17 protein-coding genes are annotated in these 13,717 nt (G+C 71.3%); 15 read left to right on the top strand and 2 right to left on the bottom strand.

The window, feature by feature from the left end:
* The first annotated feature begins 110 nt into the window (after positions 1-110).
* Entirely contained in the window at positions 111-1,019 is a 909-nt protein-coding gene (locus tag BJ998_RS29810) for a proteasome assembly chaperone family protein (protein ID WP_184866666.1), read from the top strand.
* Complete coding sequence (locus BJ998_RS29815) at positions 1,019-1,804, top strand: PIG-L family deacetylase (protein WP_184866667.1); 786 nt, start codon at positions 1,019-1,021, stop codon at positions 1,802-1,804. Before BJ998_RS29810 ends, BJ998_RS29815 begins: the two co-directional genes overlap by 1 nt.
* A 126-nt stretch (positions 1,805-1,930) precedes the next feature.
* Here the strand turns inward: BJ998_RS29815 and BJ998_RS29820 are convergent, their stop codons facing one another.
* Positions 1,931-2,347, bottom strand: coding sequence for a nitroreductase/quinone reductase family protein (locus BJ998_RS29820; RefSeq protein WP_184866668.1), 417 nt, complete (start codon positions 2,345-2,347; stop codon positions 1,931-1,933).
* Positions 2,348-2,448: 101 nt separating this feature from the next.
* Between BJ998_RS29820 and BJ998_RS29825 the strand changes: the two genes are divergently transcribed.
* From BJ998_RS29825 to BJ998_RS29860, 8 genes are all read left to right on the top strand, one after another.
* A complete protein-coding gene (locus BJ998_RS29825; RefSeq protein ID WP_184866669.1) occupies positions 2,449-3,987 on the top strand; it encodes an esterase-like activity of phytase family protein in 1,539 nt (512 codons plus the stop codon).
* Between the two features lie 196 nt (positions 3,988-4,183).
* Positions 4,184-5,755 carry a tannase/feruloyl esterase family alpha/beta hydrolase gene (locus BJ998_RS29830; protein WP_184866670.1) on the top strand — a complete coding sequence of 524 codons (1,572 nt, stop codon included), beginning with the start codon at positions 4,184-4,186 and terminating at the stop codon, positions 5,753-5,755.
* Positions 5,756-5,840: 85 nt separating this feature from the next.
* Complete coding sequence (locus BJ998_RS29835; RefSeq protein ID WP_184866671.1) at positions 5,841-6,506, top strand: DNA alkylation repair protein; 666 nt, start codon at positions 5,841-5,843, stop codon at positions 6,504-6,506.
* Positions 6,506-6,766, top strand: coding sequence for a hypothetical protein (locus tag BJ998_RS48700; RefSeq protein ID WP_184866672.1), 261 nt, complete (start codon positions 6,506-6,508; stop codon positions 6,764-6,766). The genes BJ998_RS29835 and BJ998_RS48700 overlap by 1 nt, the downstream gene beginning before the upstream one ends.
* 44 nt (positions 6,767-6,810) lie before the next feature.
* Complete coding sequence (locus BJ998_RS29845; RefSeq protein WP_184866673.1) at positions 6,811-7,179, top strand: VOC family protein; 369 nt, start codon at positions 6,811-6,813, stop codon at positions 7,177-7,179.
* A 173-nt stretch (positions 7,180-7,352) separates the two neighbouring features.
* Entirely contained in the window at positions 7,353-8,363 is a 1,011-nt protein-coding gene (locus tag BJ998_RS29850) for a hypothetical protein (RefSeq protein WP_184866674.1), read from the top strand.
* A gap of 121 nt (positions 8,364-8,484) precedes the next feature.
* Entirely contained in the window at positions 8,485-8,880 is a 396-nt protein-coding gene (locus BJ998_RS29855) for an SRPBCC domain-containing protein (RefSeq protein WP_221338171.1), read from the top strand.
* Positions 8,870-9,187 (top strand): ArsR/SmtB family transcription factor, encoded by a 318-nt coding sequence (locus BJ998_RS29860; protein ID WP_184866676.1) that lies wholly within the window; start codon positions 8,870-8,872, stop codon positions 9,185-9,187. Before BJ998_RS29855 ends, BJ998_RS29860 begins: the two co-directional genes overlap by 11 nt.
* Positions 9,188-9,302: 115 nt before the next feature.
* Here BJ998_RS29860 and BJ998_RS29865 read toward each other — a convergent pair whose 3' ends face one another.
* A complete protein-coding gene (locus BJ998_RS29865) occupies positions 9,303-9,668 on the bottom strand; it encodes a DUF2203 domain-containing protein (protein WP_184866677.1) in 366 nt (121 codons plus the stop codon).
* Between the two features lie 34 nt (positions 9,669-9,702).
* Here BJ998_RS29865 and BJ998_RS29870 point away from each other — a divergent pair, with 34 nt between their 5' ends.
* From BJ998_RS29870 to BJ998_RS29890, 5 genes are all read left to right on the top strand, one after another.
* The gene (locus BJ998_RS29870; RefSeq protein WP_184866678.1) at positions 9,703-10,371 is read left to right on the top strand and encodes a DUF4129 domain-containing protein; all 669 of its coding nucleotides are present in this window, start codon (positions 9,703-9,705) and stop codon (positions 10,369-10,371) included.
* Positions 10,368-10,829: a hypothetical protein gene (locus tag BJ998_RS29875; protein ID WP_184866679.1), complete on the top strand. Its 462-nt coding sequence runs from the start codon at positions 10,368-10,370 to the stop codon at positions 10,827-10,829. Before BJ998_RS29870 ends, BJ998_RS29875 begins: the two co-directional genes overlap by 4 nt.
* A gap of 73 nt (positions 10,830-10,902) precedes the next feature.
* Positions 10,903-11,850 (top strand): AAA family ATPase, encoded by a 948-nt coding sequence (locus tag BJ998_RS29880; RefSeq protein WP_184866680.1) that lies wholly within the window; start codon positions 10,903-10,905, stop codon positions 11,848-11,850.
* Positions 11,847-13,181 (top strand): DUF58 domain-containing protein, encoded by a 1,335-nt coding sequence (locus tag BJ998_RS29885; RefSeq protein ID WP_184866681.1) that lies wholly within the window; start codon positions 11,847-11,849, stop codon positions 13,179-13,181. The genes BJ998_RS29880 and BJ998_RS29885 overlap by 4 nt, the downstream gene beginning before the upstream one ends.
* The gene (locus BJ998_RS29890) at positions 13,178-13,672 is read left to right on the top strand and encodes a hypothetical protein (RefSeq protein ID WP_184866682.1); all 495 of its coding nucleotides are present in this window, start codon (positions 13,178-13,180) and stop codon (positions 13,670-13,672) included. The genes BJ998_RS29885 and BJ998_RS29890 overlap by 4 nt, the downstream gene beginning before the upstream one ends.
* Positions 13,673-13,717 lie beyond the last annotated feature (45 nt).

Raw genomic sequence — 13,717 nt, forward strand, 5'->3', positions numbered from 1 at the left:
CCTAGCTTTGATTGTTCAAGCGTTGACTATAGCTGACCGGCCGGGATGAATCCGAACGGGTTACGCGTTGTACCTTCGAGAACGTCTGTACGGCTGCGTGGGAGGTAGCGGTGGCACGGGATCCGGAAGACCTGGTCGAGGTCGACTCGGACACGCCCGACCTGGACGGTTCGGTGCTCCTGGTGAACTTCGACGGCTTCGTCGACGCCGGCAACGCCGGCAAGCTGGTGGTCGAGCACCTGCTGGAGCGGTTCGAGAACCGCGTGGTCGCGACCTTCGACGTCGACCGCCTGATCGACTACCGCTCGCGGCGCCCGATCATGACGTACAGCACGGACCGCTGGGAGAGCTACCAGGCGCCGAAGCTGGAGGTGCGGCTGCTGCACGACACCGCCGGCACCCCGTTCCTGATCCTCTCCGGCCCTGAGCCCGACCACGAGTGGGAGCTGTTCACCGCCGCCGTGATGGGGCTGATGGACCGCTGGGGCGTGCGGCTGGTCGCCAGCTTCCACGGCATCCCCATGGGCGCGCCGCACACGCGGGCGCTCGGCGTCACCGCGCACGCCACGCGGCCCCAGCTGATCGGCGACCACCAGCAGATGCCCAACACCTTGCAGGTGCCGGGCAGCATCACCGCGCTGCTGGAGTTCCGCCTGGGCGAGGCCCGCCGCGACGCCGTCGGCTTCGCCGCCCACGTGCCGCACTACCTCGCGCAGACCGCCTACCCGACCGCCGCCGTCACGCTGCTGGAGGCCGTGGTCAAGGCGACCGGCCTCGACCTGCCCGACGACTCGCTGCGGGAGTCCGCACGCCGGGCTGCCGTCGAGATCGACCGCCAGGTCAACGAGTCCGCCGAGGTCGCCGACGTGGTCCGGGCGCTGGAGCGGCAGTACGACACCTTCGCCGAGGCCGCCGGCCGGCCCAGCCTGCTCAGCGACGTGCTGGAGCAGATGCCGACGGCCGACGAGCTCGGTGACCAGTTCGAGCAGTTCCTCGCCGAGCAGAGGCCCAACGACTGATGGCCACCATCGTCACCTTCCAGGCGCATCCCGACGACGAGTCGATCACCGTGGGCGGCAGCCTGCGCAAGGCCGCCGACGCCGGGCACCGGGTCGTGCTCGTCGTCGCCACCAACGGTGAGCTGGGCGAGATCCCCGAGGGGCTGCTGGCCGAGGGCGAGACCCTCGTCGAGCGGCGGGCCGCCGAAACCCGGGCCGCCGCCGACATCCTCGGCGTGAAGCGGCTGGAGTTCCTGGGCTACAAGGACTCCGGGATGATGGGCTGGGAGCAGAACTCCGCCCCCGGCTCGTTCTGGACCGCGTCCGTCGAGGAGGCCGCGGCCAAGCTCGCCGCCATCCTCGTCGAGGAACGCGCCGACGTGATCACCTTCGACGACGACAACGGCGGCTACGGGCACCCCGACCACATCCAGGTCCACCGCGTCGGCAGGCGTGCCGCCGAACTCGCCGGCACGCCCCGGGTCTACCAGCACACCTCCAACCGCGAGGAGTCGGTCGCCCGCTGGCGTCGCTACGCCGAGGAGACCGGCGCCGAGATCCCCGACCTCGACACCGCCGAGTTCGGCAAGCCCGGCGCCCTGCTCACCGCCCGCGTCGACGTGCACGAGTACGTCGAGGCCAAGCGCGCGGCCATGCGGGCCCACCGCAGCCAGATCCCCGAGGACTCCTGGTTCCTGGCCATGCCGGACAAGCACTTCGCCGAGACCTTCGGCACCGAGTGGTTCATCCGCGAGGGCCAGGGCCCCGGCATCACCGAGACCGACCTGATGGCCGGGCTGGCGTAAGCGGGAGGAGTTCGCCGGGCCGGCCGCCGCCGGGTTCCGGCCGGAGCCCGGCGAACCCTTCGCCCCAGCTGCGGCTGGCCCAGGCCAGGTCGGAGACCCAGAGCTCGACGTGGTGCGGCGCCCCGATCACGCGCGCCTGAGCACGACGATGGGGATCTCCCGCGCGCCGGCCTTCTCCTGGAAGTCGAGCAGGAACGGCTTCAGCGCGGCGATCTTGTCCCACAGGCGGGAGCGCTCGGCGCCGGTGGCGACGATCGCCTTCGCGGGGTATGTGGCGGCGCCGACCTCGACCGTGACATCGGGGTTGGCGACGAGGTTGTGGTACCAGGACGGGTGGTTGGCGCTGCCGCGGTTGGCGGCGACGACAACGAGGTCGTCCCCGTCGACGACGTGCCCCAGCGGCGTGGTGAGCTTCCGACCGGTCCGCGCCCCGGTGTGGGTGACGAGCACGAGGTCGACGTCCGCGAGCCGGCCGCCGACGCGGCCGCCGTTGGCCCGGAACTCCTCGATGACCGTCCGGTTGAAGTCCTGCTGTTCCGACATGCCTGTTGTCTACCTCGTGACCGCCGGCCCGGCCGAGTTTGTTCACCGGCGCGTCGCCTGCCGGCCGAGTGGCGTCCACCTCCCGTGACGACACTCCTGCGGTGAATCGCAACCGGATCGCCGCCACCGCCGGCATCATCGCCCTGAGCATGCTGGCCACGGGCGTCGCGGACGCCAGCCCCGAACCCGGCTACCGCACACACCGCGGCCAGCCCGTGACAGTGACCGCCAGACAGACGGTCGTGTCGCACACCGCCCCCGCGCACGGCACCGTCACCCGCAACCAGGACGGCTCGCTGCGCTACACCCCGGCCGCCGGCTTCACCGGCACGGATTCCTTCACGTACACCGAAACCGACGCGGTGCGGTTGTACGACACGCACGTGTCGCCGTTAGGCGTGATCGGCGGCGTGCCGATCACCGGCGGCGCCTACGGCTCGTCGCTGGCCCCGGTCCCCGGCAGCTGCGACGAGTTCTACGGCCTCACCGACCGAGGCCCGAACGTGGACGGCCCGAACGGCGAGAAGATCGAGCCGCTGCCGAGTTTCGACCCGGCGATCGGCAAGTTCCGCCTGGTGAACGGGAAGGCAGTCCTGGAGCGGACGATTCCGTTGCGCGCCAAGGACGGCACGCCGTACTCCGGCCGCGTCAACACGGCGGCCGACACCGGGGAGACGATCGTCGACCTGAACGGCAACCCGCTGCCCGCCGACCCGAACGGCTACGACTCGGAGGGCCTGGTCGCGCTGCCCGACGGCACCTTCTGGGTGTCCGACGAGTACGGCCCGTTCATCACCCACTTCGACCGCAACGGCCGTGCGCTGCAACGGCTTTCGCCGTTCGACGGCTCGTTGCCGGCGGAGCTGGCCAACCGCGTACCGAACAAGGGAATGGAGGGCCTGACCGTGACGCCGGACGGCCGGACCCTGGTCGGCATCATGCAGTCGGCGCTGCAGCAGCCGGACCTGACCAAGAAGCCCGGCAACGTCACCACGCTGCGCATCGTCACCTACGACCTGCGCACCCATGCCACGCACGAGTACCTGTACCTGCTGGACGACCCGAAGACCAACAGCGGCGCCGTCAGCGAGATCACCGCGCTGTCCGACACCACGTTCCTGGTCGACGAGCGGGACGGCAAGCCGGAGCCGGGCGCTTACAAGAAGCTGTTCAGGATCGACCTCGCCGGCGCTACCGACGTCGGCCCGGACGCGGCCGGCTACGACGGCGCCAGGGGCGGTCTGCTGGTCGGCCCGAACAAGGCCACCATCGACGCCTATGTCGGCACCGATGACACCAGGACCGCCTTGGCGGACCTGGCGAAGGTCGGCATCACGCCCGTCGGCAAGACCCTGGACGTCGACCTCGGCGCGTTGCTCACCGGTCTCGACCCCACCGGCGGCTTCTTCGGCCACGACAAGATCGAGGGCATCGCCACCACCGACCGAGGCCGCACCATCGTCGTCAGCAATGACAGTGACTTCGGCATCGACGGCGTCACCAACACCGCCCCGCCGTTCCAGTTGCACGCCAAGACCACGCCCGCCGGTGTCCAGGACGACGGCGAGTACCTGGCCATCGACACCCGCAAGCTGCCGGCCCAGACGAAGACCGTCACCGTGACGGTGGTCGTGCACTAGCCGATACGAACGATCCGGGCCGCCGAGGCCGACCGGTGCGATCCGCACGGTCGGCCCCGCGGTTCGCGCACAGTGTTGCCCGATCGTCCCCTTGTGCGGCACCGCGCCGACTGCTCGAAGGGCGATTGACGACCGTTGTGGCGAGATGCGTGGAGTGAAGGCGGTTTCCCGCTTCGCGCCGCTTAGGGTCCCAGCCATGAAACGAAGAGCAGGCGTGATCGCCGCCCTCGTGCCGCTCGCCCTGCTGGTGCCGCTGCCGGCGGCGGCCGCCAGCACGGGAGCCTGCGCCGGCCTTCCCGTCGCGGCCCCGCCCGGCACCACCGTCGAGTCCGTCACCGCCGTGCACAAGCCCGGCGGCACCGTGACGTTCCCGGACACCGTGCTCGGGCCGACGCCGCCGATCAGTGGTGTGCCGTCCTACTGCGAATTCACCGTCACGCTCAGCCATCCGGGCGCGGGCGACCACGTGCACACGACGATCGACCTGCCCGACACCGGTTGGACCGGCCGGTTCCAGGCGGTCGGCGGAAGTGCCTACGCCGCCGGCGATTTCGTCGGCAACGGCCTCGTGCAGGCGGTGAAGGACGGCTACGCGGCCGGCACCACCGACGCCGGCCTGTCCGGCAATCCCCTCGACACCAGTTGGGGTCTGACCGCCGATGGCAAGGTCAACCAGGGCCTGCTGACCGACTTCGCCTACCGGTCCGGGCACGACCTTGCCGTGGTGGGCAAGGACCTGACCGCACGGTTCTACGGCCACGGCGTCTCGTACTCGTACTGGAACGGCTGTTCCACCGGCGGTCGTCAGGGCTACTCCGAAGCACAGCGCTACCCCGGCGATTTCGACGGCATCCAGGCCAGCGCACCGGCCGTCCATTGGGCACAGTTCGCGGTCGCGACGCTGTGGCCGGCCGTGGTGATGAACCAGGAGCACGACATCCTGCCGCCCTGCGAGTTCGACGCCTTCAACCAGGCGGCCACGGCCAAGTGCGCCGGCGCTGACGGCATCATCGACCAGCCCGAGCTGTGCGGCTTCGACCCTCGCTCGCTGATCGGCAAGCAGATCGTCTGTGACGGCAAGCAGATCACCATCTCGGCCAAGGACGCCGACGTCGTCCGCAAGATCTGGAACGGCCCCACCGACGAGCACGGTCGGCACCTCTGGGGCGGTCTGCCCAAGGGGGCGAGCTTCGCCGGCATCGCCGCGACCGGTCCCGCTCCCGACGGCACGCCCGCCGCGCCCGGCTTCATCGTCGCCGACGGCTGGGTGCAGACTTTCCTGTTGCACCAGAAGACCTTCGACGTCTCCAAGATCACCTACACGCAGTTCGCCGCGCTGTTCCGGCAGTCCGTGGCCCAGTACGACACGGTCATCGGCACCGCCAACCCCGATCTGTCCCGCTTCCGGGCCGCAGGCGGCAAGCTGCTCACCACCGTCGGCACCGCCGACCAGCTGATCCCGACCAGCGGCCTGTTCGACTACCGCCGCCAGGTCGATCGACTCTTCGGTGGCACGCAACGGGTCGACAGCTTCTACCGGCTGTTTGTCGTGCCCGGTGGCTTCCACTGCAACGGCGGCTACGGCGCCAGCCCCACCGACCCGCTCGGGGCCATCGTCAACTGGGTCGAGCACGGCAAGGCCCCCGACACCCTGCCCGCCGCCAACCCGGCCGGCACCGTCACCCGTGACCTCTGCCGCTTCCCCAAGGTGTCCCGCTACCTCGGTCACGGCGACCCCGCCTCGGCCAGCAGCTACCGCTGCGTCTGACCCCCACCAGGCCCGCGCCGGCCGCGTCGCCCCTCCGACGCGGCCGGCGCTCGCGGATCGCGGGCAGCGACGGCATCATCGTGGGATGACCGATACGACCGTGGCCGAGGTGATGGCCGAGCTCGCCGCGCTCGAGGACCCGAAGGCCCGGGCCGTCAACGAGAAGCACGGTGACGATCACGGCGTCAATCTCGGCAAGCTGCGCGCGGTCGCCAAGCGTCTCAAGACACGGCAGGATCTCTCCGTCGAGCTCTGGGCGACGGGCGACACCGCGGCCCGGCTGCTGGCCCTGCTGATCTGCCGCCCCAAGGCGTTCTCCCGTGACGAGCTCGACGCCATGCTGCGCGAGGCCCGCCGGCCCAAGGTCCACGACTGGCTCGTCAACTACGTGGTGAAGAAGAGCCCACACGCGGAATCGCTGCGCCTGGCCTGGTTCGACGACCCCGATCCCGTCGTCGCCGGCGCGGGTTGGGCCCTGACCACCGAACGTGTCGCGAAGAAGCCCGCGGGGCTCGACCTCGCGGGCCTGCTCGACGTCATCGAGTCGGAGCTGAAGGGCGCCCCGGATCGTTTGCAGTGGGCCATGAACCACTGCCTGGCCCAGATCGGCATCGAGCACCCCGAGCATCGCGCCCGTGCCGTCGCCATCGGCGAGCGCCTTGAGGTGCTCAAGGACTATCCGACGCCGCCGAACTGCACGTCTCCATACGCCCCCGTCTGGATCGCCGAGATGGTCAGTCGCCAGGGCTAGTGGCCAGCTGCAAGCTCGCGAGCCTCATCGGGCCCGGCAGCGCGGCCGCTCAGCACAACAGCGACTGGCACGACAGCGTGCTCGACCTCACCCGCCGCAGCGACGCCGCCCATCTGCTACCGCCCCACGGCATCGGCGCCAACCTGGCTCTGATCGACGGCTCCGACCTGGCCGCCGCCATCGCCGCCCACGACGACCTCGACCAGGCCGTTCGCGCCTACGAGGCCGTCATGCTGCCCCGCTCCACCGGCGCCACCTGACGCCGATGTGGCGGTCACCGTTGTCCGTGCCGGACACTGTGCCGATGGCAAGAGTCACTGGTATCGGCGGGGTTTTCCTTCGAGCACGGGACGCCGCGGCGTTGCGTGCCTGGTACGCCGAGCATCTCGGCATCGACGGCGGCGACTGGGGCGGCAAGCAGTTCGAGTGGACCGCGGGCGGCTCGACGACCTGGGCCGTCTTCGACGCCGACTCCGAGCACCTCGGCGACCGCGGCCAAGGGTTCATGGTCAACTTCCGGGTGGACGACCTGGACGCGATGCTGGCGCGGTTGCGGGCGGCCGGCGCGCAGGTCGACGACAAGGTCGAGGACACCGACTTCGGCCGCTTCGGCTGGGCCCACGACATCGAGGGCAACCGGTTCGAGCTCTGGCAGCCCCCGGCCGGCCAGTAGGCCTCCCGGCCGATGCGCCTGCCTCGCTCCCGGCGAGGCCGGCGTGCTCCCACCCCTTGCAGGCAAAACGAAAGAGTCACGGGGTGGCCGGCGAGCAAACCTCGCTCCGCTGACAACCGGGCGCAGCCCAAGATCGTCAGTCACGGCGAGAGCCTCGTCGAGAAGGAGCTTGGATGCCTTACAGCACAAAGCATTGCGTGATCGGCGTCGTGACGGTCGCGGTGCTCGCCGCCGGGGTGGGCACCGCGACGGCGCAGGCCGCGCCGGACCGGTCGACCTGCTCGTGGACCGTGCAGAAGCTGCCGGCCGTCCCCGGCTTCAAGCAGTCGTCCAGCTACGGCACCGACCACGCATCCCACGTGTTCGGCGCGGTGACCAACGACAGCGGCCTCACCGAGAGCCCCACGGTGTGGAGCACCGACGCCGGCACACCGCCGCGTGTCCTCGGCTCCGCGCACGGGGCGGACACGAGAATCACGGCACTGAACGCCGCTGGGGTGGCCGTCGGCTACTACCACGACAGCACCGGTCGTCACCCGGTGCGCTACGTCGACGGCGCCTACCAGGACCTGCCCGTTCCGGCCGACGCACGCCAGGCCGAGGCGGTGGACATCAACGCCGGCGGCGACATCGTCGGCACCGTGGACGGCAGCAGCATCATCCTGTGGCCCGCGGACCGGCCGGGCAGCTACACCGTGCTGCCCAAGGCGGCCGGCGACAGCGCTGCGGCCAACGGCATCGACAACGCGCGCAACATCGTCGGCACCGTCGGCCACGACGACCAGATCACCGCTTACGTCTGGAACTCGGCGGGCAAGGCCACCGCGCTGCCGACCGCCACGGCGGGCACGTGGGCGGCACCCCGCTCGATCCGTAACGGCCGGGTGGTCGGCGCCGAGGAGGGCAGCGGACGCGGTGCGGTGATCGTGTGGGACCTGTCGGGCCGCGTGCTCTGGCGTCTCGTCACCCACGGCGCCTCGTCGATCAACGCCGACGGCCTGGTGTCCGGCTGGCAGAGCGTGCCGGACGGCCTGGTCCAGCAGGTGATGCGGAACGGCCGGGTCGTCGCCCCGGTGCCGAGCGAGCAGGGCTTCTTCGCCGCCGGCGGGTCCTCGGCCCTCACCGACAGCGGTCTGCTCGCCGGTGATGTTCAGCAGCAGGTGGCAACGGCGCGCTGCCGTTAGTACGAGTGGTGGTGTCCTCCGCCGGACGGAGGACACCACCACTCCTCCTTGTGAAACCTCCGGGTTGCACTTTCTGGCGACGAGGTGCAACCTTGGGGTAGCACATGAGGAGGAGAGAGACGTGGACGACATCCAGCGCGAGATCACCATCAACGCCCCGGCCGACCGGGTATGGGGCCTGGTCAGCCAGGCCGGGTGGTGGATCGGCGACGGGGATCGCAGCCGGCAGACCCGGCGGCGCGAGGCCGACGACATCGACGTCGTGGTGGACCCGACGTACGGCACCTTCAGGATCCGCACGGAAAAGGCCGAGCCGCACAGCTACGTGTCGTACCGTTGGTTGGACGACGGCAACGAGCGGGCGACCACGCTCGTCGAGTTCTGGCTCAGCGAGGCCGACGGGGTGACCACGCTGAAGGTCGTCGAGAGCGGCTTCGTGTCCGCCGAGCACCGGGAGGGCAACATCAAGGGGTGGCGCATGCAGTTGGACGTCGCGAAGGCCGAATGTGAGCGTTGACGCCGTGCTCGTCGCGCTGGCCGACCCGACCCGCCGCCAGCTGCTGGACGTGCTGGCCGAGCTCGGGCAGGCCAGCGCGACCACACTCGGCGCACGGCTGCCGGTGTCCCGGCAGGCCGTGATGAAGCACCTGCTCGTGCTGGAGCAGGCCGGCCTGGTCAGCTCGCGCCGCGACGGCCGTCAGGTGCTCTACCAGGTCGAATCCGCCCCGCTCGAAGGCGCCTCCCGCTACCTGGCCGGCCTGGCCTCGGTCTGGGACCGCCGGCTGGCCATGCTCAAGCGCGCAGCGGAGGCCACCGGTGGCTGACGCCCGCCGCCCCTGACCGCCACCGGCAAGCCGATCCCGGCTTCAGGCTGTCCACTGAGGACGGTTCGCCGGGCATCGGCGATGGTGGCGCGGGCCCGGCCAAGTGAACGAGCGTTCAGCCGCCGAGTGGCCGGCGGCCGGCGAAGCCCAGGTCGTCGCGGTGGTACCAGGCCAGTTCCCGGTCACCCTCCAGCCAGCACAGCAGCACGGGAACGCCGTCGAGGTCGGACGGGAAGTCGACGAGCAGCGGCGCGAGGCCCTTGAGCTCGGCGCCGGTCTGCTGCACGACGGTCATCAGCTCGTCCAGGCGCGCCTGCGCCGCCTTCCACTCGGCCATTCCGCCCAGCGCGGTCGGCCGCCCGCCGGGCGCCAGCGACGCGGCCAGCTCGGCGGCGTCGGCCCGCAGCGCGACGAGCTCGTCCAGCACGGGCAGCAGCTGCGCCAACTCCGCCCGCGCCTGATCGATCGTGAACAATCCCATGCGTCCAGCCTGTCAGATGGTGCATTCTTCGAGGATGTCGCGTGTCGCGCCCCGGATGCTGGCGTTGGCGGCGCTGCTGCTCCTCGCGGTGGTCGCCGCCCGCGGCGCGGTGTCGTACACGCTGAATCCGTTGCGGCTGGGCGGCAACACCCGGCCGACCACCCCGCCCCCGACGCTGTCGACGAATCCGGCCCCGCAGCAGCAGGGCGGGCCGGTGACCTACCTGATTCTGCTGCTGGGGGTCATCGGCCTGCTGCTGTCGGTGGCGGCCGTGGTCTCGCTGGTCACCCTGATCCGCCACCGCCAACGAGTGCGCGCGATTGTGGCCCCGCAGGGCCACGACCAGGACGGGGAGGGTGCCTTCGGCCCGGTCGCCCCGCTGGTCCTGGCCGGGAGGCAGGCCGTCATCCGGCTACGACGACGTGAGGGCGGGCCGCCGTCGGACCGGGTGATCGCGGCGTGGCTGAGCCTGGAGCAGGCCGCCACCGAGACCGGCACCGAACGCCAACCGCACGAGACGCCGACGGAGTTCGTCGGCTCGGTGCTCGCCGGCCACGACGTGGACCCCGCGGCGCTGGAGGATCTCCGCCGCCTCTACGGACGGGCCAGGTTCGGCCGCGAGGGCGTGATGACCGACGCGGACGCCGACGCCGCGGGCGACGCGCTGGACCGCATCATCGCCGACCTGGAGGCGACCCGTTGATCTGGCTAGTCACCGCCCTGACCGCAGCGGTCGCGCTCGTCTTCCAGTACGTGGTGGTCGGCGTGCCGCTGGTGCCCTGGGCGTTGCTGATCACGCTGGTCATCGCGGCGCTCGCCCACCTCGCCGTGCGCCTGCTGCCGCCGGTGGACCCGAACTGGCAGGCGTTGCCGGCCGAGTCGTCCGCGCCGATCGCGACGTACGCCAGCTCGCTCGGCGCCCGCCTGGCCGACGCGGAGAGCGATCCGCACCGGTTCACCAGCCGGATCCGCCCGCGGCTGCAAACGCTGGCGCTGGGCCGGATCCGCCGCCACCCCGGCTGTGGCGACATCGGCCTGGACGACGGACGAGCCCGTGAGCTGCTGGGCGACGACCTGCACCGGCTGCTCACCGATCCCGCCGCGACCATGCCTAACCCGGCGCGGTTCGCGGAGATGCTGACGCGACTGGAGGAGCTGTGACCGAGCTTGCGAGGGCACCATTCAACGCAGTGGCCTGGGTCGCAGACCCGCCGAGCGCCAGCGAGGTGGGACTGTGACCGCTGTGGCCGCCGCGAGCGAAGCGGTGCTCGACGCCGTCGGTGAAGTCGTCGTGGGCGCGCGCCGCACGCTACGGCTCGCGCTGGCGGCGGTGCTGGCGGGCGGTCACGTGCTGCTGGAGGACGTGCCCGGACTGGGCAAGACGCTGCTGGCGCGCAGCCTGGCGCAGGCGCTGGGCCTGGAGTTCCGCCGCTTGCAGTGCACACCGGACATGTTGCCGGCCGATGTCACCGGCTCCTTCCTCTACGATCCGTCGACCCGGGAATTCGCCTTCCGGCAAGGCCCGGTCTTCGCCGGCCTGCTGCTCGCCGACGAGATCAACCGCACGCCGCCGAAGACGCAGTCGGCGCTGCTGGAAGCCATGCAGGAGAAGCAGGTCACGGTCGAGGGCCGCACCTTTCCGTTGCCCCGGCCGTTCCACGTGCTGGCGACCGCGAACCCGGTCGAGTACGAGGGAACCTATCCGCTGCCGGAGGCGCAGCTCGACCGGTTCCTGCTGCGGCTGGACGTGGGCTACCCGCCGGCGGAGCAGGAGGTCGAGGTGCTGCGCCGCCGGCTGGCCCGGCAGCGCGAGGAGACTCAGGTCGCTCCCGTGGTGGACGCCGCCGGGCTGGCAAAACTCCAGGCAGAGGTGGAAAAGGTCGCGGTGGACGAGGACATCCTGCGCTACTGCGTGGATCTCGTCGCGGCGACCCGGGCCCACCCGGCGGTCGAGGTCGGGGCCTCGCCGCGCGGTTCTCTCGCGCTGACCCTCGTCGCCCGAGCTCTGTCCGTCGTGGACGGACGGGATCACGTTCTTCCCGAGGACGTCAAGGAATGCGCGGTCGCGGCGCTGGCCCACCGGCTGGTGCTGCGCCCGGAGACGTGGACCTCGGGCCTCACCGGCGTGCAGGTGGTGACGGAGCTGCTGGGCAAGGTCCCGGGGCCGGCGAGCACGCGATGAGCACCCGTGCGGAGCGGATCCGCGCGGCCCTGCTGGGCGGCCGCAACGAAACGTGGCACGGCACCGAGACCATGCGCCGCGCCCTGCTGCTCGGCGTCGGGTTGGCCGTCGTCGGCGTGATCATGCACCAGGTCGAGCTGGTGCTGCTCGGCGCGCCGCTGCTGATCTCGGGTGTCCTCGGCATGCTGGCGGCCCCGGCCGGGGAGCCCAAGGTGAGGATCACGCCGCCGCCCCGCACGGCCGAGAGTACCGACACGCCGACCGTGATCGTCGACATCGAGCCAGGCGAGAACGCCGAGCTGCTCGCGATTCGCCTGCCCACCAAGGGAGTCGGTGGTCCGGGCCGGGTTCACCTGCTGCCGGCGACCGTGCGGCGCGTGTCGGCCCCGCTGCGACGCTCGGCGTGGGGCGAGGGCGTCGACGTGCGCGTCGATCACCTGCTCGCCGGGCCGGACGCGATGGTCGTGCACGGCCCGATGGTCGGCAGCGACATGAGTCGAACCGTGTTGCCACCGCTGGACAAGCTGCCCGTCGGGCCGCTGCCGCCGCGGCCGGCCGGCCTGGTCGGCGCGCACCGATCGCGCCGCCCCGGTGACGGCGTCGAGCTGCGCGACATCCGGCCGTTCCAGCCGGGGGACCGGCTGCGGGGCATCGACTGGCGGGTTTCCCTGCGTAGCAACAATGGCGAGTTGTACGTACGGGAACGACACGCGACCGCCGACGCGGACATCGTGCTGGCGCTGGACACCCGGACCGATGTGGTGCCGGAACTCGCCGAATGGTCGACCTCGCTGCTGGGCGCAACGGTCCGTCCCGGCGGCAGCCTGGACACCTCCGTGCGCGCCGCCGTCTCGCTCGCGGCGAGCTACCTGCGGCTGGGCGACCGCGTCGGCCTCGTCGACCTCGGCCGGCCGCAGCTCGGCCTGCGGCCCGGAGTCGGCCGGCGGCAACTGTTGAGGCTGCGCAACCAGATCGTGGTGTGCGCGGCCGCCGCCGGCTGGTCGCCGTCGCCGGTGCTGACCGAACATCAGGTGCCGCACGGCGCCGTTGTCGTCGTGCTGTCACCGTTCCTCGACGACGCGATCGTGCAGGTGGCGGTGCACGCCGCCCGGCGCGGGAACCGCGTGCTGGCGGTGGATGTGCTGCCGTCACAGCTGATCACGGACAGATCGGATCGGTGGGGCGAGGTCGTGCGGCGAATGCTGTTGCTGGAGCACAGCGCCCGGCTGACCGCACTGCGGGATCGCGGCGTCGCCGTGATGTCCTGGTCGACGGCGTCCTCCTCCGGGGCGGCCTCCATCGCCGACCTGCTGCGCCGGACACGCCGATGACCATGGAACTCGAGCCCGGCCTGTCGGCGTGGTGGCTGCGGGCGGCCATCGGCGTCGTCGGCGCTGCCGTGGTCGGACTGCTTGCCCTGCAGGGACTGGGCTTCTCGCTGCTGATCGTGTTCGCGGTGGTCGTCGCGGTCACGGTGGCGATGCCGAGCTCGCCGGGCATGACCGTGTTGATCGGCGGCGCCGCGCTGGCCACCGCCTTCATGGACGGCGACAGCATCGGCTTCGAGGCCGTGCTGCTGATTCCGTTGCTGCACCTGGGACACCTGCTCGCGGGCATCGCCGCCGTGCTCCCGGCAACCGCGCGGCTGCACCTGTCGGCGTTCCGCCAACCGCTGCGCCGCTACCTGCTCATCCAGGTCGCGGTGCTCGCTCTGGTCGCCGTCGCGGTGCTGCTGCCGGCGGGTCGGGTCGATCCGATCGTCGAGGTCGCGGGCCTGCTCGCGGCGGCCGGGATCGCCCTGGTCGCGCTGCCGCGCCGTTGACAGGTGCTGCCCGTCACACTAATTTCTCCGCGTATTCGAGAATGT

The sequence above is a fragment of the Kutzneria kofuensis genome (genome assembly GCF_014203355.1).
Lineage (GTDB): Bacteria > Actinomycetota > Actinomycetes > Mycobacteriales > Pseudonocardiaceae > Kutzneria > Kutzneria kofuensis.